The sequence below is a fragment of the Micromonospora sp. ATA51 genome (assembly GCF_016802855.1).
Taxonomy (GTDB): Bacteria; Actinomycetota; Actinomycetes; order Mycobacteriales; family Micromonosporaceae; genus Micromonospora; species Micromonospora sicca.
Window position 1 is genome coordinate 24,811 of record NZ_JAEVHJ010000005.1, and the last position, 23,439, is coordinate 48,249.

Sequence of the window (23,439 nt, forward strand, 5' to 3'; positions counted from 1 at the left end):
CAGTGATCGGCTGGCCGACCTGGTTGGCGGCATAGTGAGCGACATGCCGCAGGACGGCAGCGAGCAGATCCACGGGGTCGGGTTGTGCCGCACCGGACGCGTGGGCGGGCTTGCCGAGTAGGTCGGCTGGATCGTCGATGAACCGGTGGTCCGCCGGGAGGGACCTCGCGGCGGTGGTGTCGAGGCCGGCGTAGAGCTGACCGGCGGGGCCGATGGCGACGCCCGGTGGCACGACGAGGCGACCGTCGATGAGGATCGGGACCCGAGCGCCCTGCCGGCTGACGGTGGCGGCGATGGCCGAGGAACTGAGATCGATCGACGCCCTGGCGCCCCCGCTTGGCATGAGGGGCAGTCTCACCCGTGAGGGCGAGGCAACGTCAACCGTGATCCTCTCCGCGTGATCCTTTGTGTGCGGATGGTGAGAATCCTTCTCCGTGCGATAGCCGGAAACACTCATCCTCGTGTATCCGGGGAGATTGACGACCAGCCGCAGGGGGAGGGACAGGTGCCGCAGATGTCCCCGGACAGCGCCGACAGACTGGCCGAGTACGGTCCACGAGCCACGGTCCATCATCCCCACGACCCGCCCCCGCGCCGGCGATCCCTGTCCCGTTCCCTGGCCAGCACCGCTCGCGCAGTCATCGGCGCCAGCATCTTTCTGGCTGCGGTGCCGACGCTGCTGTGGCTCGCCGGCGGCGACCCCGTGCGACGCCTGCCGGCCTGGTCGCAGATCCCGGACTGGTTCGAACGCTCCACCGGACGATTCACCCCCGACGTCCTCATCGGCGCGGCGCTGTGGGCGATGTGGCTGCTGTGGGGCGTGTTCACGCTGCTCCTGCTCGCCGAGATCGTCGCGGCGCTGACCCGGCGGCGCATCCCCGTGCTCAGACTCCCGGCCCCGCTGCACCGGCTCGTCTTCGGCTTGGCGGGCACCGCCGCGCTCGCCGTCACCTCCGCCGGCTCGCTCGACCGCGCGACGAACCCGGACCAGCCGACTACGCCCGTCGCCGCCACCGAGCGCGCCGACATTCCTCGGCAGGCCGCCGCCCGCGGGCCCGCCATCATCCAGGTCGCCGACCAGCGCTACCTCTACACGGTCGAGCGACACGACACCCTGTCCAAGGTTGCCAAGGAGTGGCTCGGCGACGCGGACCGATGGCCGGAAATCTGCCACCTGAACAAGCACCGCCACTTCCCTGGCGTCGGCGGCACTCTGCGCGACTGCGACCTCATCTACCCCGGCTGGGAACTCCAACTACCCGCCGCCGCGCACCCGCCGAAGGCTGCTACACCCGCTAGGCCAGCCAAGCCACCTCCGGCGGCGACGCCCCGGCCGGTGCCGCCGCCCGCATCGCCGGGCGCCACCGCAAAGCCGCCAGGTCCCACCGTGCAGCCACCCGCGACCGCCAAGGAACCCGCCGCCATCCCGAGCACAACGCCATCGGCGGCCGCTAGCGCGTCCGCATCGACGCCTGCCTCCTCTAGCCCCGCCGTACCGCCGCCGGCCTCACCGACCGCCACCGACACACACAACCCGACCACCGCAGTGGACGACCATGGCGTGCAGCTAGCGCCCTTCGACTGGCTGCCGTGGTCAATCGCTGCCGCGATCAGCGCTGCCGCCGCATCGGTTTGGCTGCAGCGCCGCCGCCGCTATTCCGGCGAACCGGACGACGACCCGCCGACCGAACTTCCACCACCGGTGGTCGCGCTACGCCGTGCCGTGGCCCGCAATCCCGAACTCCCGCCCCCTGCCGCCGACGACGCCGAGCCACCCGCGCTGATGGCCGACCTCGCGCCGCTGCCGCCGGGCGGAACCGGCATCGTCGGCGACGGCGCGCCCGCTGCCGCCCGCGCCACGCTCGTCGCCGTGCTGGCCTCCGGCGGCCCGCACCACCCCGACGCACGCGGCGAGGTCGTCATCGACGCCGCCACCCTGGCCACGCTGCTCGGCCCGGACGTGGTGACCCTCGGCCCAATACCGCGCCTGCACGTGAGTACGAACATCGACGACGCGCTCACCGTGATCGAGTCCCGCCTGTTGCACCGCAGCCGCATCCTCGATGAACACGCCCTCACCGACCTGGACGAGCTGCGGCGGACAGTACCCGACGAGGAAGCGCAGCCGCAGGTCATGCTCATCACCGAGACCCCGCCCGCCGGTGCCCGCATGCGCGCCAAAACCGCCCTCGCACTGGGCGGGGGTCTGCACGTGTCCGCGCTCCTGCTCGGCGAATGGGCACACGGCGCCACCGTCGAGGTCGCCCCGGACGGACACACCACGCTCATCTCCGGGCAGCCGGCCGAACCGGTGCCGCCGCGCCTGCCCGTGCTGGAAGCGTCTACGGCGATCCAGATTCTGACCACGTTGCGGGAGGCGCAGACCGGCGAGCCGACCGCTGCCTCCTCACCAACGGTGCCCGTCACGATCGTGCCCCTGCACGCCAGCCGCACCGAGACCACGCCCACCGCCACGGATCCGCCTACCCCGATCACCGTCAAGCCCACCGTCGACATCGCGTCGGGACGGGCGCGGCTGCGCGTACTTGGCACGCCGCGCATCGAAGGCATGACCGCGGAAGGCCGGCCTCTACGAGCCAAGGCCCTGGAACTGGCGGTGTACCTCGCCGTGCATCCAGACGGCGCTGCTACCCGCGAGATCGGCGAATTCCTCGAACCCGACGCCCGCATCAGCCAGGCCGACCAACGCGTGCACACCAACGCCTCGAACCTGCGGCACGTACTCGGCCGCGCCGGCACCGCCGAGACGAAGAACGCCTACGTCATCAGATCCGCCGGACGGTACCGGCTCGACCCCGCGACCGTGGACGTCGACGTGTGGACCCTCCGCGACCTGATGCGCAACGCCACCATCGCCACCGAGCCCCGCCGCCGCGAACTGCTCACCGCCGCCTGCGACCTCTACACCGCGCCCCTCGCACACGGCCAGGACTACGAGTGGCTGCAGCCCCACCGCGAAACGGTCCGCCGATGGGGCACCGAAGCCCACCTACTGCTGGCCGACGACCTACTCGACACCAACCCGCAGGCCGCGTCCGACCTGCTCGACAAGGCCATCGGACTCGACCGCTACAACGAGGCCCTCTACACCAAGGCGATGCACGCCCGCCACGCCCTCGGCGACGCCGACGGCATCCGCACCCTGCTGCGCGCCCTGACCAAAGCCCTCGCCGACCTCGACGCCGAACCGCAGGAAGACACGATCACGCTGGCCACCCAGTTCCGCACCAGCCTGGATGAGAAGTGACCACCACCGCCGCGGCGCCCCGCGCACGCCTGCTACCCCTGCTGGCCATCGTGCCTGTACTACGCTGGGCCATCGCCGCGCACAGCGTGCCCCGCGACCAGCCATGGCGAGCCGCCTGCTCGTGCGGGCAACCGCTGTGGGCAAGCGCCATCCGCCCGTCCGGTCGCTGCACCGGCGGCATGCTGCGGATCGGCGCGCTCCCTTAACGGCGAGGGCCTGAGCCTTCTGCTCGTGGAGCAGAACGCCAAGCTCACCTTCGAGGCCACCGGAACCCGCCTGGTGGTCGAGAACGGCGAGGTGGCGATGACCGGCACGTCCGCACAACTGCGCCAGGACCCGCGGGTACGCCGCATCTACCTCGGCCTGTGACATACCGCGCCGGGCTGCCCGATGCCGGCCATGGGTATGGTATTGCTCTTGTACCCATCGTCGACGACTGATGGAGGACAACGTGCGGTGGCGTCCTTCGCCGGTCACCAGCGTCACGGTGGCGGCAGCCTTCGCGCTGGTGGCGAACCTGGCGACCGGGACCGTACGGGTCGAGGCCGTCTGGTGGCCGCCCGTGTTGTGGACCCTCGCCGGGCTGCTGTTGGTGGCCTCAGTGGTCACGGAGGTGTTCGGCCGGCGGAGCGAAGCCGGCCGCCAGGCGTTCTCGTCCGCCGCCGATCCGCTCGCCGCGGCCGCCGACCAACTGGCGACGGCCGTCGAACGGCAGTGGCAGGATGAGGCGGAACGTCGGCGCATCAACGACCAGAACGTGTTCCCGGTGCCCTGGCAGCCCGCAACCGCGTCGCTGGTCGAGCAGTGGTCCGATGTGGTCGATGCGGCGGTCGATTGGTCCAACCGGGACGGCTGGGCCGCGGCACCCGCCGATCTCGCGGCGTCGGGCGGGCACCTCGGTGCGACGCTGCGGCGGGTACCCAGCGGGCGGCTGATCGTGCTCGGCGGCCCCGGGTCGGGCAAGACGGCGCTGCTGATTCGCCTGGTGCTCGATCTGCTCGTCCACAGGCGAGCGGCGGCGCGCGAGCCGGTGCCGGTGCTAGTGCCGCTCGCCTCGTGGCATCCGGCAGAACAGGACCTGCGCACCTGGCTGTTGCGACGGCTGGCGATCGACCATCCCGCACTGGCCGCGCCGGCTCCGTTCGCGCTCGGGGGACTCGGCCTGGGTGAGGCGTTGCTGACCCAGCGCCTGCTGCTGCCGATCCTGGACGGGCTGGACGAGATGCCCACGGAGCAGCGCCGGCACGCGTTGGTCGGTATCAACGACGCTCTGTGTGCCGGCGACCAGCTGGTCGTCGCCTGCCGAACCGACGACTATCGGGAGGTTGTCGATCCGCCCGCCGGCATGCCGGTGAAGCTGCGGGGCGCGGCGGGCATCGTGCTGAGCGCGCCCGGCGCCGAGGCGGTGCGGAGCTACCTGCGCCGTGAAGCGGGCGGTTCGCCGGCGGCGGCCGAACGCTGGGCGCCGGTGCTGGCCGTCCTCGACGGCGGTTCGACGGTCGGCGTGGCCCTGCTCAGCCCGCTGCTGGTCAGCATGGCCAGCACCATCTACAACCCCCGTCCTGGCGAGGATGCCGGATCGCTGCCGGACCCGGCGCAACTGTGTGACGCCGGGCGGTTCCGCACCATCGAGCAGATCGAAGACCACCTGTTCGGGGCGTTCATCCCGGCCGCGTACCGGCGTAGCCGCCGGTGGGCGGCCGGTCCGGCCGAGCGCTACCTCGCTTTCCTGGCCCGGCATCTGCGGGACGATTGCGGCGGAACCACTGAACTCGCATGGTGGCAACTGCGCCGCTCTGCACCTCGCCGGCTGTTCCTCTTCCTGGCCACCGGCCTGTGGATCGTCGTGGTGGGCGTGGCTGCGCTGATCGCCGGGCTGCACGGGGTGGCTCTGGCCACGGCGCTGGCATTGGCGTTGGGCATCGGGCTGATGTTCGGTGACGCCATCGAGCGCCAGGCCCGGTCGGGACTCGGAAGCTATTCGCCTCGGCACGGATTGCGCTGGTCACTTGGCCGCCTTCGGCTCGGGTTGATCGCGGGAATACTCGCCGCCTTCGGCTGGGGGCTGCCGATCGGGCACGTCGCCGGCGCCTACCCCGGTTTGGGCGTGGGTCTTCTGTTCGGCTCGATAGCCTTGCTCTACTTCGGCGTCGAAGCCGTCGAGGGCGCACCGGCGAACCTCGCCCGTACGGCGGACCCGGACGCCGTACTCGCCGCCGACCGCCGCACCGGCCTGCTGCTCGCGGGGGGGTGGTGGCTGCTGATCCTCGTCCTGTCGATCCTGACCAGCCTGCCGGCCGGCGCGATGCGCGGGGGGCTCGGCTTTGGTCTGGCCATGGGGTTCGTGGCCGCTCATTTCGACGTCTCGGATTCGGCGTGGCCGGTGTACGCAGTGACCCGATGCTGGTTGGCGCTGCGGCACCACGCTCCCTGGCGGTTCGCCGGTTTCCTTGCCGACGCGCACCACCGCGGCGTCCTACGCCAGAGCGGCGCCGTCTACGAGTTCAGCCACGCACAACTGCAACAACGCCTCGCCGCCCGCTGAACTCCCTCTTTCACGACGTCACTACCAGTCGACGATTCGGCGGATCGCCGCGACCTGGTTGAGCCAGCTGCCCGACTTGATGATCTTCACTACGTCGCCTGTTTTCGGGGCCTGGATGATGAGCCCCTGGCCGAGGTACATGCCGACGTGCCGCGGGTTGGACATCGTGCCCTCGCTGCCGGGGATGAGGATGAGGTCGCCGGGCAGCAGCATCGCCGGGTCGGTGATGGCCTTCCCGGCGTTGACCTGGTCGGTGGTGACGCGTGGGATGGAGACCCCGGCGGCCCGGTACGCCGACTGCATCAGCGAGGAGCAGTCGCACTGCTGGTCGGGGTTGCCGGAATGTGGATCGGTGCACGACCCGCCGAAGTGGTACGGGGTGCCGAGCTGCCCGACTGCCCAGAAGATCGCGGTCATCACCTGCGGCGGGGTGTTGACCGGCAGGGTGAACCCGTCCGGCAGGGCGGCGAGCGCGTCGGTGGCGCAGTCGGCCAGGGTGTTGGTCAGCTGCTCGACGAGGTTGAGCGCGTCGTCGGACCACTTCGCGTAGGCGTCGGGGAAGGCCGAGATCTGGACCGCCTGGGCGGCCCGGGTCAGCGGCATCGTCTCCCACCCGCTAACGGTCAGGAGCTTGTCGAAGAATTTCCCAGCCTGGTAGTCCGGTTTGGCCAGTTGCTCGACGGTGCCCCAGCCCTGGCTGGGCCGCTGCTGGAACACCCCGATCGAGTCGCGGTCGTTGCGGTCGCCGAGAAAGGGCAGGTTGCGCAGCCCGGACTCCTGCAGGGCGGTCGCGATGCCGACGACCCAGCCCCAGCGGGGCACGTCTTTGGCGACGCCGACGTCGATGATGGTCGCGGCGATTTCGAGCTGTTCGGTGTCCCAGGTGCCGATGCCGGGCGGCTGGCCGGAGGGGCGCAGGGCGGGCGCGGCGGCGATGCCGCACCCGCCGGGGCCGCCGCCCATCACGGAGGACAGCAGCAGCATCGGTAGGCCGAAGCAGCCGACGATGACGACGGTAGCGATGCCGATGATGGCTTTGGTCATGGCGAACGCCTTTCGGTGAAAACAAAAAAGGGGGTCTTCGCGCGGGTGCGCGGCCGGCGGGGTCGAGACGGAACGAGGGCTGCGGGCGGGTGGATCAGCGGCAGTAGCCCCTCGTGGGTCTCGCGGAGGAAATCGGCGATCAGGTCGCCTGCGTCGAACAGCGGATGGCCGACGTCGACCGGGGTGGGGTAGCGCCAGTCCCAGTGGCCCGGTTGCAGGCCGGGCACGTGCCACAGCGTGCCGTGGTAGTTGAGGAACAGCGCCCCGCCGATCTGCGGGGCGAGCAGGGTCATGGGCTGGCTGGCGCAGTTGGCCAGACAGTGGCAGCCGGGGTCGTTGTAGATCGAGCGCGGCTGGCCCCGTGGGCTGGGCAGTTGCAGTCGCAGGCGCGTTCGTAGGAGCTGCGGTAGGTGCGGCGCCATAGCTGTCTGTCTGGTGTGGGTGGTGAAACACGAAAAGGCCGTGGGCCGCCCTCGCGGGGCGGCCCAACAGGCCCATGGATGTGGTGCGGGTTTCAGCGGCTACGCCGTGCGGCGCGGCTCGTGGGGGTTTTGCAGGATGGTGACGGTCTGACGCAGTTGCCGCTCGATGATCAGGCTGGCGTCGTAGAAGTCGTGGTGCTCGTGGATGTGGTCGGCGTTGGGCCAGTCCCACTGGCCGCCGGGGAGCCGGTTGACGAACCACAGGTCTGCGCCGTTGTCGAGGAACAGGGCGCAGTTCCAGTGCTCGGTGATCAGGGTGGTCGGCTGGGTGGCGCAGGTGATCGCGCACGCGCAGCCCTCGTCGTTGTAGGTCGTGCGGTGGTAGCCGTGGTGTTGCGGGCAGCGGCAGTCACAGAGCCGCTGCCACGGCGGCATATAGGCCATGCGGGTTTTCCCGGAAGGTGACATGGGTACGCCTCGGGGCCGCCGGCGTGGGCGGCTTGCCGAGGCGTACGAGGGTGGGTAGGTACGGCCGCGGTCAGTGCGGCGGGTTGAGCCAGGTCCGGTCGGGGCCGAGGCGCACGTCGCGGCGGACCTGGCGGGTCTCCGCGACGGTGAGCACGTGGGCGGGCAGCCGGGGCACGCCCTCGCGCCAGGCCCGGTAGAGCCGGTGGGTGCCGTCGATGAGCAGCGGGCCGGGCGGCTGGCCGGGGATGGGCAGCTGGGCGACGATGACCGGCGTGGCCAGGTCGGTGGACATGGCGTAGGCACGGTCGAAGCCGTCGCTGGCCGGACGATGACGCCGATCGTGTGCGACGACGGTTCGTCGAGGCTGGTCAGGCCGTACGCCTGCGCCCACGTGGCGACATCGAGGCGCCGGGTGGGGCGGGGTGCGGCGGCGATCAGCGCGATAGCCGCGTGGATGGAGAACACCCACGGGCCGAAGTGGAACCACTGGTGTGTCGGCTCGGTCACGTGCCCTCGCCGGAGGTGAGCCGGGTGTAGATCGCGACGCAGCGCAGGTTCAGCTCGTGCGACGGCAGGGTCAGCAGGCGCTGCCGGTGGTGGTCTTTGAGCCGGTCCCAGATGGTGATGGTGACGCCGGCCGACCACAGGTCGACCAGCACTCCGTCGATCTTGGCGTGCTGGCGTTCGGCGACGATGCGCCGCAGCGAGTCGATGAGCGTGGCGTCGCCGATCGGGTGCTGGTAGTCGTCGGGTCGGGCCGCGTCGGGCAGCAGGGTCAGGCAGTCCTCGCAGCTGTAGTCCGGGCGGGGCGGGTCCTCGGTCTCCCACCGGGTGACGTCGACGGCGGGCACGCCGCATACGGCTTGCCGTTCGTCGCGGGGATGGCGGATGTGGCCGATCATCGTGGCCTCCGATCTGACCGGCGCTCGGTGTTGTGGGTCATGGGATGGCTGGGTCCGTTCGTGACGGGCCGGGACGGCTGTCGCGGGTGACCGCCGCCCCGGCGAAGGGGCAGGGGCGGTCAGACCTTCAGCAGGTCGAAGGCGGCGATCTTGATGTCGGCGACGTTGCCGGTCAGGACCCGGTTGGCGCGGGTCCTGGCATCCTTGGCCTGCTGGTAGTGGTCGAGGTATTCGGTGATGGCCTGGTATCCGGCCCACCGGCTGCCCGCGATGGCCTTCTGCGTGTCGGCCTCGGTGATCAGGTACTTGAGGGTGCCCAGCCGCTCCTTGGCGTTGGCCTTTGTCTTGTCGGAGGCGTTGTCCTTGACCGGCCACACCTGAGCGACGATCCGCTCGAACTCGCGCGTGGTCAGCGCGGTCTGCAGCATCCGCTCGGCGGCCTTCTCGAACGCGCCCATGTAGCGCCACATCAGGCCCAGCGCCTCGCGGGCCTGGGCGATCTGCTGGCCGACGTTGGAGGTGTGCCGGAACGTGTAGTGCCCCACGGCGTGGGCGAAGGCCGCGCGCTGGGTGTTGGCGCAGACCACGCGGATGGGGCTGGCGTCCACGCGCAGCGCGGCGGTGCCGTCGTGGGAGGTGGTGCCGATCAGATAGAGGTCCATCCGGTCGATGCCGGCGATTTCCATCGCGGTCGGCAGCTTCATCGTGACGAACACGGACTTGCCGTTACGCAGGCTGCCCGCCGTCTCGAAGTGGGCGCCGCCGACCTGGTCCACGAGCTGGTCGAGCATGTCGGCGCACTGCTCGTTCTGGATGACCTCGTAGTCCGTCCCGACGATGCCCAGATACTGGGTGGCACCGGTCACCGGGTTGCGGCGTACGGTCATGCGCTTGTCGTCGGCCGGGATCTGAAGGCCACTCATGGGATCCAGGCCGAACACCTGGATGGTGCGGACGCCCCAGTTGCCGAGCAGGGCGGCGCCCATGATCTCGGTGGCGCTCATCGTGTTCTGGGTGACGGTGCCCAGCTGGTGCCAGGCCGACACACGGGCCGACGCGAAGGCCGTGCTTCCGTCAGCGAAGGTCTCAAGTTCGTGCGGCATAAGGGGGCTCTCCTTCTCGAACTGCCGCGGGGGCGAGCCGGACGGCTCGGCCCCCGAAGGGATGGGTTGGGGCTACTGCGGTCCGGCGTCGCTGTCGGCTCGCGTGAGGTGCGCGAACGTCATGGGCGCCGGGTCGACCCGCACGAGGCGGCCTTGAGCGGCCTCGTACAGGCAGATGTTGGTGCCCGCCCCGACGCCGACGTGGCGTCCGTCGAGACGGGCACTGACGCCCTCGGCGATCTGCCAGGGCTTGAGTGCCTGGCCGGATTGCTGGGCCAGGTAGTCCCGGACGAGCCGGGACAGCGATGGTGTGTCGGGCATCGGTGACTTCGCTGGGTGATGCCGGGGCCGGGCATCGCCCGACCCCGGCATCACGCTCAGGACTGCTCGCCCATGGCGTCGTCGGCCGAGACCGCGTGGCCGTCCTCGGACGGGGCGTCGGCGGGGGCCGCGTTGCCGTCCTCGGCCGGGGCCGGGTACTGGAAGGCCCACGGCGACTCGGAGACCATGAGGATGCGGCCGGCGGCACCGAGCTTGCCGCAGTTGTTGCGCACCGCCCCGGAGCTGACCGCCCGGCCGCCGAGCTGGCCGCTGATCGCGGTGGCGATCTCCTGCGGCGTCATCGTGCGGCCCGGGTTGGCCTTGAGCGTGTCGAACGTCAGCCGCTCCAGCTCGCCCTTGCCGAACGGCTGGTTGCCGTCGGCGTTGACCGTGACGTCCGTGCGGCGGACCACCCCGGCCGTCGCGATGCCCGCCGTGCGGATCGGCATCCGCTTGGGCAGCGTCACCACGTGAGCGGTGCCGTCCTCGGCCACGACGTGCAGCGTCGCGTCCGGGCGGACCAGGGGCATCACCTGCGCGACCGCCTCCGGCGACTCGGACAGGCCCTTGACCACCTGGAAGCACAGCGGGCAGCGGGGCGGCTCCGGGTTCGGGTCGACGTCGCTGGCCTTGGTCGGTCCGGCGATCCACCGCCCCGGGGTGCCGGGCAGACGCCGGGCGGCGTCGGCCTGCTCCATCGCGGTCAGCAGCCGAGAGGCGGTCGGGTGCCCGATCCCGCTCTCGGCCACGATCTGGTCGAGGGTCGCTCCGTCCTCGCCGAACTCGGCCAGGACGCCCTTGATGGCCATGACCTTGCGGTCACCCGGACGGCTCGGCTGGACGATGGTGACCCGGCCCTTGCCCTGATCGTCCTCGTCGGCGTCGTCCTCGTCCTCCGGGTCGTCGTCGCTGTCGTCCTCGTCGCCGTCCTCGTCCTCCTCGGTGTCGTCCTCAGCGTCGTCGTCGTCCGCGTCGTCGTCGTCCGCGTCGTCGTCGTCCGCGTCGTCGTCCGAGTCCTGGTCGGCGTCGGTACCGTCCGGCTCGTCGGCGGGCTGCTCGTCGCCGCCGTCGGCCGCGTCGGTGTCGGAGGCGTCGCCGTTGGAGAGGTCGGTGTCGTCCCCGTCGCCGCCGGCCTGGTCGTCGTCGCCGAGGTCGGCGTCGATGCTGAGGTCGGTGCCCTCGGTCAGGACGCCCTCGGCGATGGTCCACCGGGCGGGGGTGCCCTCGGCCGGGTCCGCGCCGGTGTCGACCTCGGTGATCAGACCGGCGCCGGCGAACGTCTTCAGCGCCTTGTGGACGGTGGAAACGGCCTTGCCGGACTTGTCGGCCAGCTCGTTGACGTTGCCCTCGCCGAGGTCGCGCAGAGCTTCGAGGACGGCCCGGGTGGCGGGCGTCATGGTGGACAGGTCGTACTGCATCGGTTCCCTCCTTGGGAACTAGGTGGTGAAAGCCCGGCACGGTGTTGTGCGGGCTGTGGTGCCGGGTCGCGGGCAGCAGTCATCGCGGCAGGCGCGTGGAGCTGTGCGCTGCCGTGCGGTGGTTGCTGAAGGTGCGGCCCGGTGGCCTTGGGGCGGCGAGACGCCGCCCAGGGGGTCAGTCGCCGGAGGCGGCGGACTCGTCGGCCGCGGGCGCAAGGACGTAGAGGCCGTGGGCCGGGTCGCGGTAGATCCCGGCGTCGGCGTGGGCCAGGCGCAGCTGTCCAGAGCCGACCATGAGGTCGAGCTCGGCATCGGTCCGGCCGACCCGCACACGGGTGGCCGGCCCGGCGAGCTGGCGCAGACGGCAGGAGTCGGTGTGCGGCAGGACGACGAGCACCCTGTCGCCGGGGTTGACGTAGCGCCGCCGTAGCGCCTGCCCGTTGTTGGCGTCGGCGTACTCGGTGCGGGCCTGGTCGCCGATCAGCATGTCGGCCCAGTTGCGGGCGTACCGGTACTCGCGGCCCAGCTTCTCCACGGCCGCGAGCGGCCCAGTGACGGCGGCGGTCGCGCCGGTCAGGTCGTCCTCGTTGATCAGGGCAGTCCGTAGCCGGTCGACGGTGAGCAGCAGCTCGGTTCGGGCGCGCCGCAGACGGCTCGCTGCCTGGGGCAGGTGCGCGGCGGCGGGAATGGAGTCGGTGGCGTGCTGGTCGAGGCTGCGGCCGGTGCGCCGGGTGATCCAGCGGCCGACCGAATCGAGGGTGAGCATGGCAGCCTCCTATGCGGCGAGCTGGTCCAGTTCGGACTCGGTGAGCTGGTCGGGGGTGCGGCTGCGCCAGGTGGCCGAGTGCCGTAGTTGCCACCAGCGCAGCAGCGACCGGCAGGCCGGGGCGAGGTCGTCGCAGACCGGTAGCCGGTAGGTGATCGCGGGCTGGGCCTGCAGGTGCTCCGGGTTGGTGTACGCGGTCGGCAGCCAGCCGTCGTCGGTCCAGGCGACCTGGCCGATGATGCGGCACCGGGAGGGCACGCCGAACGCCTCGGCGGCCTCGGCGTCGGGGAGCACCCGCCATGTGTGTGGCCCGTGTGCGCGCAGCACGGCCACGCCCCGCGACGGGTCGCCCGGCTGTAGCAGCAGGTGGCGCTCGTCGCGGTGCTGCTCGATCTGGCGGTGTCTGCGCCAGGCGCGGTAGGCGTCGATGAGCAGGTCGGCGAGGATGCCGTGGCGCTGCACGGCGGCGAGCACGTTGGGCAGGGCCTGGCCGTAGTCGGCCAGGCGGAGGTCTGGGCGGGCGGTCAACTCCTGCACCGCCTTGTCGAGGAAGGCCGTGGTGTTGTTGAACCCGAGCGCGGTCCTGTGCAGGATGCGGGCGAGGTCGCCCAGGGCGTCCTCGGTGGCGGTGTCGTAGCGCCACAGGTGCTCGGCAAGGACGTCGTTGGTGACGGCGGCGATGCGCCGCAGGGCGGGGTCGGTCAGGAAGGACATGGGTGCCTCCTATGGCGGATGGGCTGGGTGTGGGCATGGCGAAGGCCGGTCGCAGCGGGGCTGCGACCGGTCCTCGGGTGTTCGGGTATGGGGTGTTTAGGCGATGGTCACGGCGCACAGGTGTGCGCTGGACTTGAGGCTGCGCAGGTACTTGATCGCCTTGTTGAAGAAGCGGAGCCGGTCGGCGAGGCTGTCGCTGGCGGGTTTGAGGAGCTTGCCCTCGGCGGTGATCAGCAGATCGCCGACGATCGCGATGCGCCAGTGCAGTCCGGCGTAGGTTGCCTCTCCGGCCTGGTAGGCAGCCAGCTCGTAGGGGTCGAAGGTGTGGGCGCCGGCGTAGGCGAGCATCGCGAGGATGCGAGGCTGCTGCTCGAACCGGCGGCGGGCCTCGGCCAGGCTGAGCTTGGCCGGATCGGCGTGGTGCAGGGCTTGGAAGTCTTCCCAGGTGCGGGCGGGCCTGGTGGTGTTGTTGATGTGCTGGTTCCAGGCGTGCCAGCGCAGGCGGGCGTCGTTGGCGGCCTTGACGGCGCCACCGTTGAGGTCGAGGCGACCCTTACGGCCACCGGCGGCCATGGTGTGCGCGCCGAACGTGCGGACGGCGTCGAGCAGGTAGTACCCGAAGAATCGGGTGAGCCAACCGATGAATCGGCGGTGGCGTACGTGGTAGCGCCGAGCTGGGGTGCCGTTGACATTGAGAAGGTCGTCGACCTTTTCGCAGGCGCTGAACCAGTCGGCGTCTTCGCCGGGGGCGAAGCAGACGGTGACGACCTGGTCGGTGAGCGGGGTGGGCTTGGGCATGGCGGGGTGCTCCCTTCGCGAAGGAGTGATGGGGGTTGGTGATGCTGTGGTGTCACCGGATCGCGGCGTCTGGACCGGGAGTGCTGCCGTGCAAGGCGCGGGCGTGGATCACGAGCCGACCGGGAAGGTGGGCTGTGGGTGATCGGCGCGGGCGCGGGCAGGTCCGAGAGGGACAGACGGGCGGGGGGTGCGAGCAAAAAATGAAAGAGAAGAAGCTGCACCGTAGCCATGCGACCTGACAGCACAGCCTCTGTCAGGAACCGCCTGCATGCCGTTGACCAGCGCTGACAGGTTCGACGTCTGGGCTGCCAGGGTCTGTCAGAGTAGGAAGACCCCGTTTTCGTCGAAGTTGGCGTTGGCGGCCACCGCCCGGCCGTGGTCGCTGGGCAGCTCCACCAGCCGCACCCGCTGGGTGTCGCCCACGGGAAGCCACACCGCTTCAGCCGGATCGCTGGCGTGAGTGGCCGTGGCGCAGGCGACGACTTCGGGCCGCCGGCCGCGCAGGTGCGCGTGGAGGTGCTCTTCGCGGTCCTCGCTGTGCACCCAGAACAGCACCGGATAGCGGGGGCCGTCTTTGCGTACCAGCTGCGCGTACTTGTCGATCTTGGCGGCTGCCTTGCCCAGCGGCTCGCTGCCGGTGTCCACCTCCAGCCACCAGCCCACCGTGGTGTCGCCGACGCTCCACAGCCCGTGCCCGTCCGGGGTGATCGACAGGAAGCGGGCGGTCGTGGTCGCCTCCGACCACCACCGTTGAAGCTGGGCTGCAGGGTGGCGGCGGGCGTACGCGGACAGCCGGACGCCGAACTCGTTGGCGGTGAGCAGGTGTGTCAGGTGTGGGTTGGCCGACAGTCGCTGCACGGTCTGACGGCTCGTGCGGGCGGTGGGCTCGGGACGTTTGTGGGCGGCGGCCTGGAACCGGTGCCCGTTGTGGCCGAGCGTCCAGTGCCACGGCTGGCTGCCTCCGCCGTCGCGGGCGAACCGGAACCGGTCCAGCAGGCCCAGGGCTCGCAGCTCGGTGAGGCGGATCTGGCAGGTCCGCCGGGCGTGGAAGAGCAGGTGATGGATCTGGTCGGTGGTGAGGACCTGGTGATCGTCGAGAAGCTGGAGCAGTTGACGGTCACGGGATGTGATGTGCGGGTAGATGGCCAGCAGGCCATCAGAGCGCGACTGCGGCATAGGTGGATACCCCTGGAGAGAGAGACCCGTTAGGGAGTCTGGATAGGTTGATCTTGCTGTCTGGCCGGCGGCGGGCCGGGTTCGGGCAGCTCAGGCACCTGACAGGCCAGTGCGAGGGGGCTCGCTTGAGGTCTCGTGTCGCAGACACCCCCAAGCGAGCCCCCAATGCCGCATCCGGCCGAGGCCCGAAACGAGCGGCCTTGATCAGCGTTCGCGGGCTTCCATGCGCCGTTTCATCGCCGTGCGGGCCAGTCGTTCCATCGGTGGTTCCTCGGTGTCGCGGCTGTGGGCGGCGGCGACCTCTTGGCGGATCGCGGTCGCCTCACCCACGATCTCGGCTGGTGGGTTCGTGGTGAACGTGAACGCCGGCAGTTCCCGGTTGCCGACCAGCAGGCGGGCGGCAGCGGTGTAGACGTCGAGATGGGCCAGATCGTGCTCGTCCAACTCCGGTTTGGTGTGCCGGGACAACTCCCGGGCGTCGGCCGGGTCGACGTTGAAGTACAGCTTCGAGCGGGCGTTGGCCGATACCGCCGCAGCGACGTCCTTCGGCAGTTGCGCCAGGTCCTGGTGAGCCAGGACCAGACCCAACCTGAAACCCCGCGCCTCGGCGAGCATGTCCCCGACGCTGCCGGGCAGTGTCAGGAAGTTCTGGCACTCATCCACAAACATTGTGGCGTCTTTGCGCTGGTCTTCGGGGATGCTGGCCCGTGCGATGGCGGCCTGCCAGACGCGGGCGACGATGAGCGAGCCGAGGATGCGGCTGGTCTCCTCGCCGAGGATGCCTTTGGGTAGCCGGCACAGCAGCACTCCACCGTCGAGGATCTTGCCCATGTCGAACGAGCTGTGGGCCTGGCCGATCACGTTCTTGACGAAGTCCCGCAACAGGAACGCCCGCAACCTTGCCAGGACCGGCGCGATGACCTGGCCCCGGAACTGCTCGTTGATGCCGTCGTACCAGACCCAGAACCCGCCGAGCCCGTCCGGGTCGTTCAGGCCGTGGGTGAACCTGGCCCGGAACTCCTTGTCCTGCAACAGTGACGGGACCAGGCTCAAGGTCGGTTTGGCATGCCGCATCAGCGTCAGGCACGCCACCCGCATGGTGTCGTCCATACGCGGACCCCACTGGCCCTGGAAGATCTTCGCGAAGATCCCGACCAGGTTGTCGACGGCCAGGTGCGGGTCCCCGTTGTCGTCGAGGGGGTTGAAGCAGCCGGGGTTCTCCTGGTCGGGGTCGATGATGACGATCTTCTTGGCGTAGGAGGCGGGGAGCCGGTCGAGGATGTCGGTGACCAGGTCCCCGCGCGGGTCGATGACCACCGTCCCGCGCCCGGCCCGGATGTCGCCCAGGATCATGTTCAACAGGAGCGTGGACTTGCCGACGCCGGTCTTGCCGACCACATGGATGTGCTGGCGGGCATCGGTCACATTCAGGCCCACCGAATGGTGGCCGATCTGCGAGCGTCCGATCACCTTCACCCCGCGCCCGCCGGAGGGCACGGCCACCGGCGCCGGCACCGCCTTGGCCCGAGCCCGGTCCAGGCCCGGCACGGCGAGGTCTTGCGGCAGCGCGGCGAGGGCCGCGAGCTCGGGTACGGTGGCCAGGAACCCGCGCCGCAGCCTGCGTCCGGCGACGGTGGCCACCGGGGCGGGCATCTTCATGCGCCGCAGCCGGTTCGGGCCGGTGTAGGCGGCGGCGGCCGAGGCGATGGTGTGCCTCAACCCGACGAGCCGCTCGCGGATCTGTTTGGCCCGCTGCTTGTCCGGCGGGGACTTGTCTGCGTCAGCCGCGACGGCGAACCGGACCGCGATCTCGTAGTGCGGCACCCGCACGGCCTTGTCCACGACGGTGCGGGCGTCGGCGGTGGCCACGGGGTCACGGTCGGCCGACCGTGCCGCCGTACCCGCGTGCGCGGGGGTTCGTGGCCGGGACGGGCCGGGCGTGAACACCTCCAGAATCCACAGCACTGGTTCGATGGCCAGCCGTGCTATCCCGGAAACGGCGCGGGCGGCCACATCGGGCCGCCCGTGGGGATGGGTGGCGCTGGTCGCCGCCGCCCGTCTGGCGGCGCGTACGCGGCGGGCCGTGGCGGGCCGGGCGAGGATCTGCACTACCGCGTGTTCGCGGTGGCGGACCTCGGCCCCGGCCGACAGCAGTGCCCGCAGCGGGTCGGCGTCGTGCTCGGTGCGCAGCGGCAGCGCGTCGGTCGACTGCGGCCAGTGCGCCCCACCGACCTGCTCACCCACCCTCGATGGGATCGGCGCGGCGGCGTCGGCGGTGGTGAGCGTGGCGGCGGGCCAGGCCGCCCGGACGGCGGCCTCGACCGCGCCGGGCGGCACCGTGCCCGGCACCCACACCCGGATCGTCAGGGCTCGGCCGGTCCAGGTGTACTCCCAGCCGACGTGCGGGATGCCGTACACCCGCCGCCGCCACACCGAAGGCGTCAGGACGCCGACGAGGGTCGTCCAGAACGCCGGCGCCGATTCCGGGGTGACCTCCGGCGGCGCGGCGATGGTCAGCCACCGCGCCCCGGCGGCGTACCGCTGGTGCCGCCAGGCGAGCAGCCGATCGTGGCCGAACACCGCCGCGACGATCGCGGCGGCGGCGATGAAACCCAGCCACGGCCGCGCGACGATCCACTGCCAGACCTCGCCCGGATTGGTGAGGATGTCGGCGTTCATTCGGCCTCACCGATCCCCGTCACGGCGATCTTGTGCTCTGCCGACGACCCGACGCTGCGGAACGGGATTCGCGAACGGCCCGCGACGAGCAGACCTTCGCCCCTGGGTGCCGACAGCAGCAGCCGCGACTCCCCGGCGGTGAGGCTGAACGCCTCAGCCACCGCGTCGATGGACTGCGTGCTCTGACGCATCAACACCTGGGTAGCGGCGTTGGACACCACGGCCAGGCCGAGGTCGGTGGACAGCACGTCGGCCGCGTCCTGGGTGATGACGCACAGCCCGGCCGAGCGCTTGCGGGCGGCCTTGGCCATCCGGAACAAGAACCGCGCGCCCTCGCCGTCGCGCATCAGCAGCCACGCTTCGTCCACGACGACGAGTTGCCGCCGCCGGCGGGCGCCGGTGGACGCAGTGTCGATGCCCGACCAGATCGAGTCCAAGGCGAGGAGCGTCCCGACGGTGCGCAGCTCGTCGGGCAGGTGCCGCAGGCTCCAGACCACCAGGTGTCCGCGCGGGGTGGTGGTGGTCGGCCCGTCGAACAGGGCGCTGAAGTTGCCGCTCGTCCAGGGGGCGAGCCGGGCGGCGAGCTGCCCGGCGGCCGGGTCGTCGTCGGCGGCCAATGTGTCGGCCAGGTCGCGCAGCAGTGGGGCGGGCTGGGTCCAGGTGGCCGGGTCGCCGTTGATCCCTGCCGCCGCGTAGGTGGCGGTGATGGCCCGGTCGAGGGCGGCGCGTTCGGTGGGCGGCGGTGGTGCGCCGAGCATGACCGCGATCAGCGTGTGCAAGTACAGGCCGCGCCGGGTCAAGGTGTCGGCCCGGTCGTCGGCGGGCAGATCGAGGGGGTTGACCCGCACGCCGGGCACGCCCAGCTGCACGACGGTGCCGCCGACGTGCTCGGCCAGGGGCGTGTACTCGTCCTCGGGATCGATGGCGCTGACGCTGGTGCCCTGGTACAGGTTCCGCAGCACGTCGAGCTTGACGAAGTACGACTTGCCCGCGCCCGAGCGTGCCAGGACCACGCTGTTGTGGTTGTCCTGCGCCCACCGGTTCCAGATCAGGACTCCGTTGCTGGTGGTGTTGACCCCGTAGAGCACGCCTTCGGGCGGGGCGAGGATGCCCGGTGCCGGGGCGGCGAGGTCGGCCGACGCCAGCGGGAACGCCGCCGCGAGGGCGGTGGTGTCGAGGATGCGGCGCATCCGCAGCGGGTCAACCCCGATCGGCAGCGTGGAGATCCAGCCCTGCTGGTGGCGGAACGTCGCGGGCTGCAAGTCCAGCAACACACTGGCGGCAGCCGACTTGACGCCCGCGGTGACGGTCCGCAGCTCGTCGAGGGTACGGGCATGGAGGGTGACGTAGATGCCGGTGTCGAACAGCTTCGCCGCGCCCCGGGCGACCCGCTCGGCGAGGTCGGCGGCGTCGGCCGCCGCCGCGTCGACCATCGGGTCACCGAGCTTGCCCTGGTCGGAGTCGAGCCGCCGCGACGATTCGAGGCGGGCGCGCTGGCGTTTGAGCATCGGCGCGGCCAGCTGCGGCGCGACGGGGTCGATGTGCACGGCGACGTCCACGCGGCCGGGGTAGGACAGCAGCGGGTCGAGCCAGGCCGGACCCACTTCGGCCGGGTATCCGCACACGGCGTAGGTGGCGGCGTAACCGTCGCCGACCTGCACGTGCCACGGGGTGACCGACACAGCGGCCGGGGAGGGCATGCCCTCCCCGGCCGCAACAATCTTGTTCTTGGACTTCACCAGGTTCATGTGCTGCTCCGAAGGGTGATGGGGGCGCCGGGGACCGCTCGCGGGCCGGGCACCGGTGGACAGAAGGGATCGACCGCGTTGGCCAGGGCCGAGGCGACCGCCGGCCCGTCCAAGGCGGCGGCTTCGACACCGAGCCCGGACAGGGCGCGTACGGCGGTGTCGGCGACGTGTTCGCCGGTGACGACCGCGATCACCTGACGGCGCAGCGGATCGCGCTCGGCGTCGAGGTCGAGGAGAAACTCGGCGTAGTCGTCGGCGGCGGCCTGCAACGCCGGATGCGGCAGGCGCGGTGCGTGGTCGACGATCGCCTGCGCGTGGGCGGTCAGGTCGTGCCGCTGGGCGGCGACGACGATCTGCGCGGGGCCGGTCAGCGAGTTGAGGAACCGGCCGAAGCCGTCCAGCAGCGCGCCTTGCTCACCGCCACTGCGCAGGTGGATGTTGGTGGTGCCGCAGGCGATGAGCACCTTGGCGCGGCCCTCGCTGGTGAGGACTCCGGTCGGGCTGACCGCCGTGACCGGCGAGCGTAGCGGCGCCGGAACGCTCGTCGTGCCGGCCACGGCCGCGACCGAGGTGGCCCGCGCCTTGCCCGGTGTCAGCTGGCGCGGGCTGCGGGACAGGGCGAAACAGTGCCGCATCCACACGTCCAGCGGTAGGCCGTCGCGGCGGCCGAGGGCCACCACGATCGCGATGGCGAACACGATGAACCCGGCCACGATCCAGACGACCGGCGGCAGTAGGTGCCCGAAGGTCTGGTACAGGCCGAATCCGCCCAGGCCGACGCCACCGACGATGCCGAGCTGCCGGAACGTCAACCCGAACGCGATACGGTCGGGCTCGTTGACGTTGGCCGGGACCACGGCGCGGGGTGTGGTGTCGTCGTGGGTCATCGCCCACCTCGCACCGCGCGGCCGAACGGAATCTGGCGGGTGACGGTCTGGATCAGGACCGCCCGCAGCAGGATGCCGCCCAAGTTGGCCCCGCCCTTGCGGGTCACGAACCGGCTCATCATGCTCGGGATCTTGATGGTGACCCAGAGCAGCACGGCGACGAGCAGGAGGTTCAGGATGTCGGAGCCGGGCAGGCCCAGCAGGACCGGCAGGCTGGCGTCCGGGTCGGTCAGCAGCTGGATGCCGGTCGAGAACGCGATGGCCTGCAGGGTGGCGGTGCCGAGGCAGCCCAGCAGGGTCCCGGATCGGCGTCAACGCCGGCATGATCCTGGGACGTCGAGGAACTGCGGCGGCTACGTACCCAGCAGGTGCCCGTGCTGCTGTACCCGCCCGGCACCGGCAAGACGGCCATGGTCGAGGCCGCGTTCCCCGACCTGCTCGCCGTCGCCGGCACCGGCGACACCGTCGTCGGCGACTTCCTCGGCTCCTACAACCCGATCCCCTGCGGCGGCTACGAGTTCGTCCACGGACCTTTCGTCACCGCCATGCGCGAAGGGCGGGTGCTGCTGGTTGACGACGCCACCCTCATCCCGCCCCGCGTCCTCGCCGTGCTGTACCCGGCCATGGACGGCCGCGGCGTCATCACCATCCCCGCCAACGGCAACGAGACCGTGGAGGCCGTCGACGGGTTCTACATCGTCGCCGGCCACAACCCGGGCGTGCACGGCGCGGTGCTCACCGAAGCCCTGGCCTCCGGTTCACCGTCCACCTGCACGTCACCACCGACTGGGACCTCGCCCGCCAACTCGGCGTACCCAAGCCCGTCGTCAACGCGGCGATCGACCTCAACGCCGACCTCGCCGCAGGCAAACCGTGTGGGCGCCCCAGCTGCGCGAACTGCTCGGCTTCGCCAAAGTCCGCGACCACCTGGGCATGACCGCCGCCCTGGCCAACCTGGCCGGCATCGCCCCGGAGGACGCCCGCGACGACGTCACCGCCGCCCTGTCCCGGCACACCGGCACCCCCATCACCGCGCTCGCCCTCGGCAAGCGCTGACCCCATCCACCCCCCTCTGGAAGGAGCCAATCCGTGTCACACCCCAACACCCACCTGCGCACCGGCACACCGCCGGCCCGGGCCGGCGCCCGCGACTGGCAGGCCTGGTCCGCAGCGTGGACCCGGCACGTCCCGCTGCTGACCGGCCGCACCGACCTCACCGTCCTCGTCGCCCCCGGCGCCGCCGGCACCGCACGCGAATGCTTCTACCCCGACCTCAACCGCATCGAGGTCGACGCCACCTACATCGCCGACAGCCCCGACATCACCGACCCGGCCAAAGCCCGGCACAAGCGCCTCGTGCCCACCGGCTACGGGCTGCTCGTGCACGGCGCCGCGCACGCCGCGCAAAGCCGCTGGACCACCCCGCCGATCCTCGCCGACGTCGCCGACATGCTGGAGGATTCCCGGGCCGAAGGCCGCCAACGCGAGCGCCGCCGAGGTGACCGCCGCTGGCTGCGCCACGTCGTGAAAACCCTCCTCGACCCCGACGACGCGGCCGTCGACGACCCGTGGCACGCCGGGCAACTCGCCGGCCTGCTCCTCGCCCGGGTCGACGTCCGCATCGTCACCAGCAAGGACGTCCGCGCGGTCCGCGCCGCGGTTTCCGGCGTCCTCGGACGCAAACGCCTGCGGCAGCTACGCGACATCTGGCGGGAAGCCCACACCTGCGACGACACCGACGCCGACACCATGATCAGCCTCGCCCGGCGGTGGTGCCAGGTCCTCGGCATCGACCCCGACCAGCAGTACGACACCCCGGAGCCGGACGCCGGGCAGTTCGCCGGCCGCCTCGCCGCGGCCCTCGTCGACTACCTCGCCGTCGCCTCTGGCCTCACCCCGGCCGAGTACGCCGCATCGCTGCTGGCCCGCCGGCACAGCCCACCGTCGGAGTGGGACCGCCGGGACCCGACCGAGCAGGAACACCGCGCGGCCCGCGACCTCGCCAACCGGCTGCGGCAGGCCCGCACCCAGCACCCCGAACCCGGCCGGCGGCCCTCCGCGATCCCACCCGGCCGGCTCCGCACCCGGCAGGCCATCACCGCCGAAGCACAAACCGCCGCCGGGCAACTGCCAACTGCTGCCCCGTGGCAGCAACGCGCCCAACTGCCACCCGAGAAACCACGTCTGCACCTGGCGATCCTGGTCGACCTGTCCGGCTCGATGGACCGCCACACCGAGGCGATGTCGTCCGCGGCGTGGATCTTCGCCCACGCCGCCCGCCGCGCCGAGGCAACGACCACCACCATCGGCTTCGGCGACCGCACCACCGTCCTGGTACCTCCACGCACATACCCGAAGCAGATGCTGCACATGCGCACCGACTTCGCCACCGCCACGTTCCCAGAAGCGGTCAAGGTCGCCGACCAACTCCTCGACCTGCGCCACGGCCACGCCCTACGGATGCTCGCCGTCGTCTCCGACGGCTACCTCGACGACATCCCCGCCGGCCAACGCCTAGTCACCACCCTCCACCGGGCAGGCTGCGCCGTGCTGTGGCTGCACCCCGCCGACCCGCCCGCCGCCGGCGAGCCGACCGACCCGGACCAGGTCTGGGGGAAACACCTTCACGCACGCCACCACCCTGACCCTCACCGACTCGGTCGAGGCCATCGCCGCGATCGCCGACGCCGCCGTCACCGCGCTCAGCCAGGCCTAGAACCGACCCGGGCCGGACCCGTCCGGCAGCCAACCAGTCCCACCCCACGCCGCGGCGCTGCAACGGCTGCGGCCGGGCAGCGCCGCGCGGGGCGACCCACGACGTACCCAAACCCCGGGAATCACGGGGCTGCCGCCGGCTATCCGCCCGCGTCTCGCGAGGCCGGCAGGGGACGGCCTCCGCCGCCGGTCCGCGACTTGACCATCCCGCGCCATCGAAGCGTGCATGCATCGCGTCCCCAACTGGCCCTGGCAGGCCGGGCCCGGACGCGAGACGACGCTGCGCCATGACAAGGAGTTCATCCCATGCGCTACGGCACCGACAGCGAACACCCCTTCGACACCGACAACCGGGCCTGGCGACGCCTCGGCGACGTCACCAGCGAACACTTCGACGCGATCACCGGACCCGTGACCCGGACGAGCGGCCGGTCCTGCTCACCCTGCGCGACATGCAGACCGGGG

At 71.3% G+C, this 23,439-nt stretch carries 21 protein-coding genes and 1 pseudogene; 6 read left to right on the forward strand and 16 right to left on the reverse strand.

The window, feature by feature from the left end:
- Nucleotides 1-415 precede the first annotated feature (415 nt).
- The 3 genes from JNW87_RS02045 (at nt 416) to JNW87_RS02055 (ending at nt 5,813) form a co-directional block, all read left to right on the forward strand.
- Nucleotides 416-3,268 (forward strand): transcriptional regulator, encoded by a 2,853-nt coding sequence (locus tag JNW87_RS02045; protein WP_238452852.1) that lies wholly within the window; start codon nt 416-418, stop codon nt 3,266-3,268.
- Between the two features lie 231 nt (nt 3,269-3,499).
- Nucleotides 3,500-3,637 carry a hypothetical protein gene (locus tag JNW87_RS40370; protein WP_109802424.1) on the forward strand — a complete coding sequence of 46 codons (138 nt, stop codon included), beginning with the start codon at nt 3,500-3,502 and terminating at the stop codon, nt 3,635-3,637.
- Nucleotides 3,638-3,755: 118 nt separating this feature from the next.
- The gene (locus tag JNW87_RS02055; protein WP_238452853.1) at nt 3,756-5,813 is read left to right on the forward strand and encodes an NACHT domain-containing protein; all 2,058 of its coding nucleotides are present in this window, start codon (nt 3,756-3,758) and stop codon (nt 5,811-5,813) included.
- 21 nt (nt 5,814-5,834) lie between these two features.
- Here the strand turns inward: JNW87_RS02055 and JNW87_RS02060 are convergent, their stop codons facing one another.
- The 16 genes from JNW87_RS02060 to JNW87_RS02135 all read right to left on the reverse strand — a co-directional run bounded on the left by JNW87_RS02060 (nt 5,835) and on the right by JNW87_RS02135 (nt 20,414).
- On the reverse strand, nt 5,835-6,857 hold the full coding sequence (locus tag JNW87_RS02060; protein WP_109802426.1) for a C40 family peptidase: 1,023 nt from the start codon (nt 6,855-6,857) through the stop codon (nt 5,835-5,837).
- Nucleotides 6,854-7,150, reverse strand: coding sequence for a hypothetical protein (locus tag JNW87_RS02065; protein ID WP_109802427.1), 297 nt, complete (start codon nt 7,148-7,150; stop codon nt 6,854-6,856). Before JNW87_RS02065 ends, JNW87_RS02060 begins: the two co-directional genes overlap by 4 nt.
- Before the next feature lie 228 nt (nt 7,151-7,378).
- Entirely contained in the window at nt 7,379-7,723 is a 345-nt protein-coding gene (locus JNW87_RS02070) for a hypothetical protein (RefSeq protein ID WP_146231106.1), read from the reverse strand.
- A gap of 94 nt (nt 7,724-7,817) precedes the next feature.
- A complete protein-coding gene (locus tag JNW87_RS02075) occupies nt 7,818-8,039 on the reverse strand; it encodes a hypothetical protein (protein ID WP_109802429.1) in 222 nt (73 codons plus the stop codon).
- A 211-nt stretch (nt 8,040-8,250) separates the two neighbouring features.
- Nucleotides 8,251-8,649, reverse strand: a complete 399-nt coding sequence (locus tag JNW87_RS02080; protein ID WP_109802430.1) for a hypothetical protein — start codon at nt 8,647-8,649, stop codon at nt 8,251-8,253.
- 119 nt (nt 8,650-8,768) lie between these two features.
- Nucleotides 8,769-9,752, reverse strand: a complete 984-nt coding sequence (locus JNW87_RS02085) for a DUF932 domain-containing protein (RefSeq protein WP_109802431.1) — start codon at nt 9,750-9,752, stop codon at nt 8,769-8,771.
- Nucleotides 9,753-9,824: 72 nt separating this feature from the next.
- On the reverse strand, nt 9,825-10,073 hold the full coding sequence (locus JNW87_RS02090) for a hypothetical protein (protein WP_109802432.1): 249 nt from the start codon (nt 10,071-10,073) through the stop codon (nt 9,825-9,827).
- A 56-nt stretch (nt 10,074-10,129) separates the two neighbouring features.
- Nucleotides 10,130-11,491: a helix-turn-helix domain-containing protein gene (locus tag JNW87_RS02095; RefSeq protein ID WP_238452854.1), complete on the reverse strand. Its 1,362-nt coding sequence runs from the start codon at nt 11,489-11,491 to the stop codon at nt 10,130-10,132.
- A 175-nt stretch (nt 11,492-11,666) separates the two neighbouring features.
- Nucleotides 11,667-12,257 (reverse strand): hypothetical protein, encoded by a 591-nt coding sequence (locus JNW87_RS02100; protein ID WP_109802434.1) that lies wholly within the window; start codon nt 12,255-12,257, stop codon nt 11,667-11,669.
- Between the two features lie 9 nt (nt 12,258-12,266).
- Nucleotides 12,267-12,971: a hypothetical protein gene (locus JNW87_RS02105; protein ID WP_238452855.1), complete on the reverse strand. Its 705-nt coding sequence runs from the start codon at nt 12,969-12,971 to the stop codon at nt 12,267-12,269.
- Between the two features lie 96 nt (nt 12,972-13,067).
- A complete protein-coding gene (locus tag JNW87_RS02110; protein WP_109802436.1) occupies nt 13,068-13,769 on the reverse strand; it encodes a hypothetical protein in 702 nt (233 codons plus the stop codon).
- Nucleotides 13,770-14,087: 318 nt separating this feature from the next.
- On the reverse strand, nt 14,088-14,945 hold the full coding sequence (locus JNW87_RS02115) for a replication-relaxation family protein (protein WP_109802437.1): 858 nt from the start codon (nt 14,943-14,945) through the stop codon (nt 14,088-14,090).
- Between the two features lie 204 nt (nt 14,946-15,149).
- Nucleotides 15,150-17,624 carry a type IV secretory system conjugative DNA transfer family protein gene (locus tag JNW87_RS02120; RefSeq protein ID WP_109802438.1) on the reverse strand — a complete coding sequence of 825 codons (2,475 nt, stop codon included), beginning with the start codon at nt 17,622-17,624 and terminating at the stop codon, nt 15,150-15,152.
- Nucleotides 17,621-19,372, reverse strand: coding sequence for a VirB4 family type IV secretion system protein (locus JNW87_RS02125; protein ID WP_236647958.1), 1,752 nt, complete (start codon nt 19,370-19,372; stop codon nt 17,621-17,623). The genes JNW87_RS02120 and JNW87_RS02125 overlap by 4 nt, the downstream gene beginning before the upstream one ends.
- Complete coding sequence (locus JNW87_RS02130) at nt 19,369-20,259, reverse strand: PrgI family protein (RefSeq protein WP_109802439.1); 891 nt, start codon at nt 20,257-20,259, stop codon at nt 19,369-19,371. The genes JNW87_RS02125 and JNW87_RS02130 overlap by 4 nt, the downstream gene beginning before the upstream one ends.
- A complete protein-coding gene (locus tag JNW87_RS02135; RefSeq protein WP_161557860.1) occupies nt 20,256-20,414 on the reverse strand; it encodes a hypothetical protein in 159 nt (52 codons plus the stop codon). The genes JNW87_RS02130 and JNW87_RS02135 overlap by 4 nt, the downstream gene beginning before the upstream one ends.
- A 255-nt stretch (nt 20,415-20,669) precedes the next feature.
- Here JNW87_RS02135 and JNW87_RS40375 point away from each other — a divergent pair.
- The 3 genes and pseudogenes from JNW87_RS40375 to JNW87_RS02150 all read left to right on the forward strand — a co-directional run.
- Nucleotides 20,670-20,951: pseudogene (locus JNW87_RS40375) on the forward strand (AAA family ATPase); the annotation flags it as partial.
- Between the two features lie 181 nt (nt 20,952-21,132).
- On the forward strand, nt 21,133-21,315 hold the full coding sequence (locus JNW87_RS40380; RefSeq protein WP_236647959.1) for a hypothetical protein: 183 nt from the start codon (nt 21,133-21,135) through the stop codon (nt 21,313-21,315).
- 33 nt (nt 21,316-21,348) lie between these two features.
- On the forward strand, nt 21,349-23,265 hold the full coding sequence (locus tag JNW87_RS02150) for a VWA domain-containing protein (protein ID WP_238452856.1): 1,917 nt from the start codon (nt 21,349-21,351) through the stop codon (nt 23,263-23,265).
- The last annotated feature ends 174 nt before the right edge of the window (nt 23,266-23,439 follow it).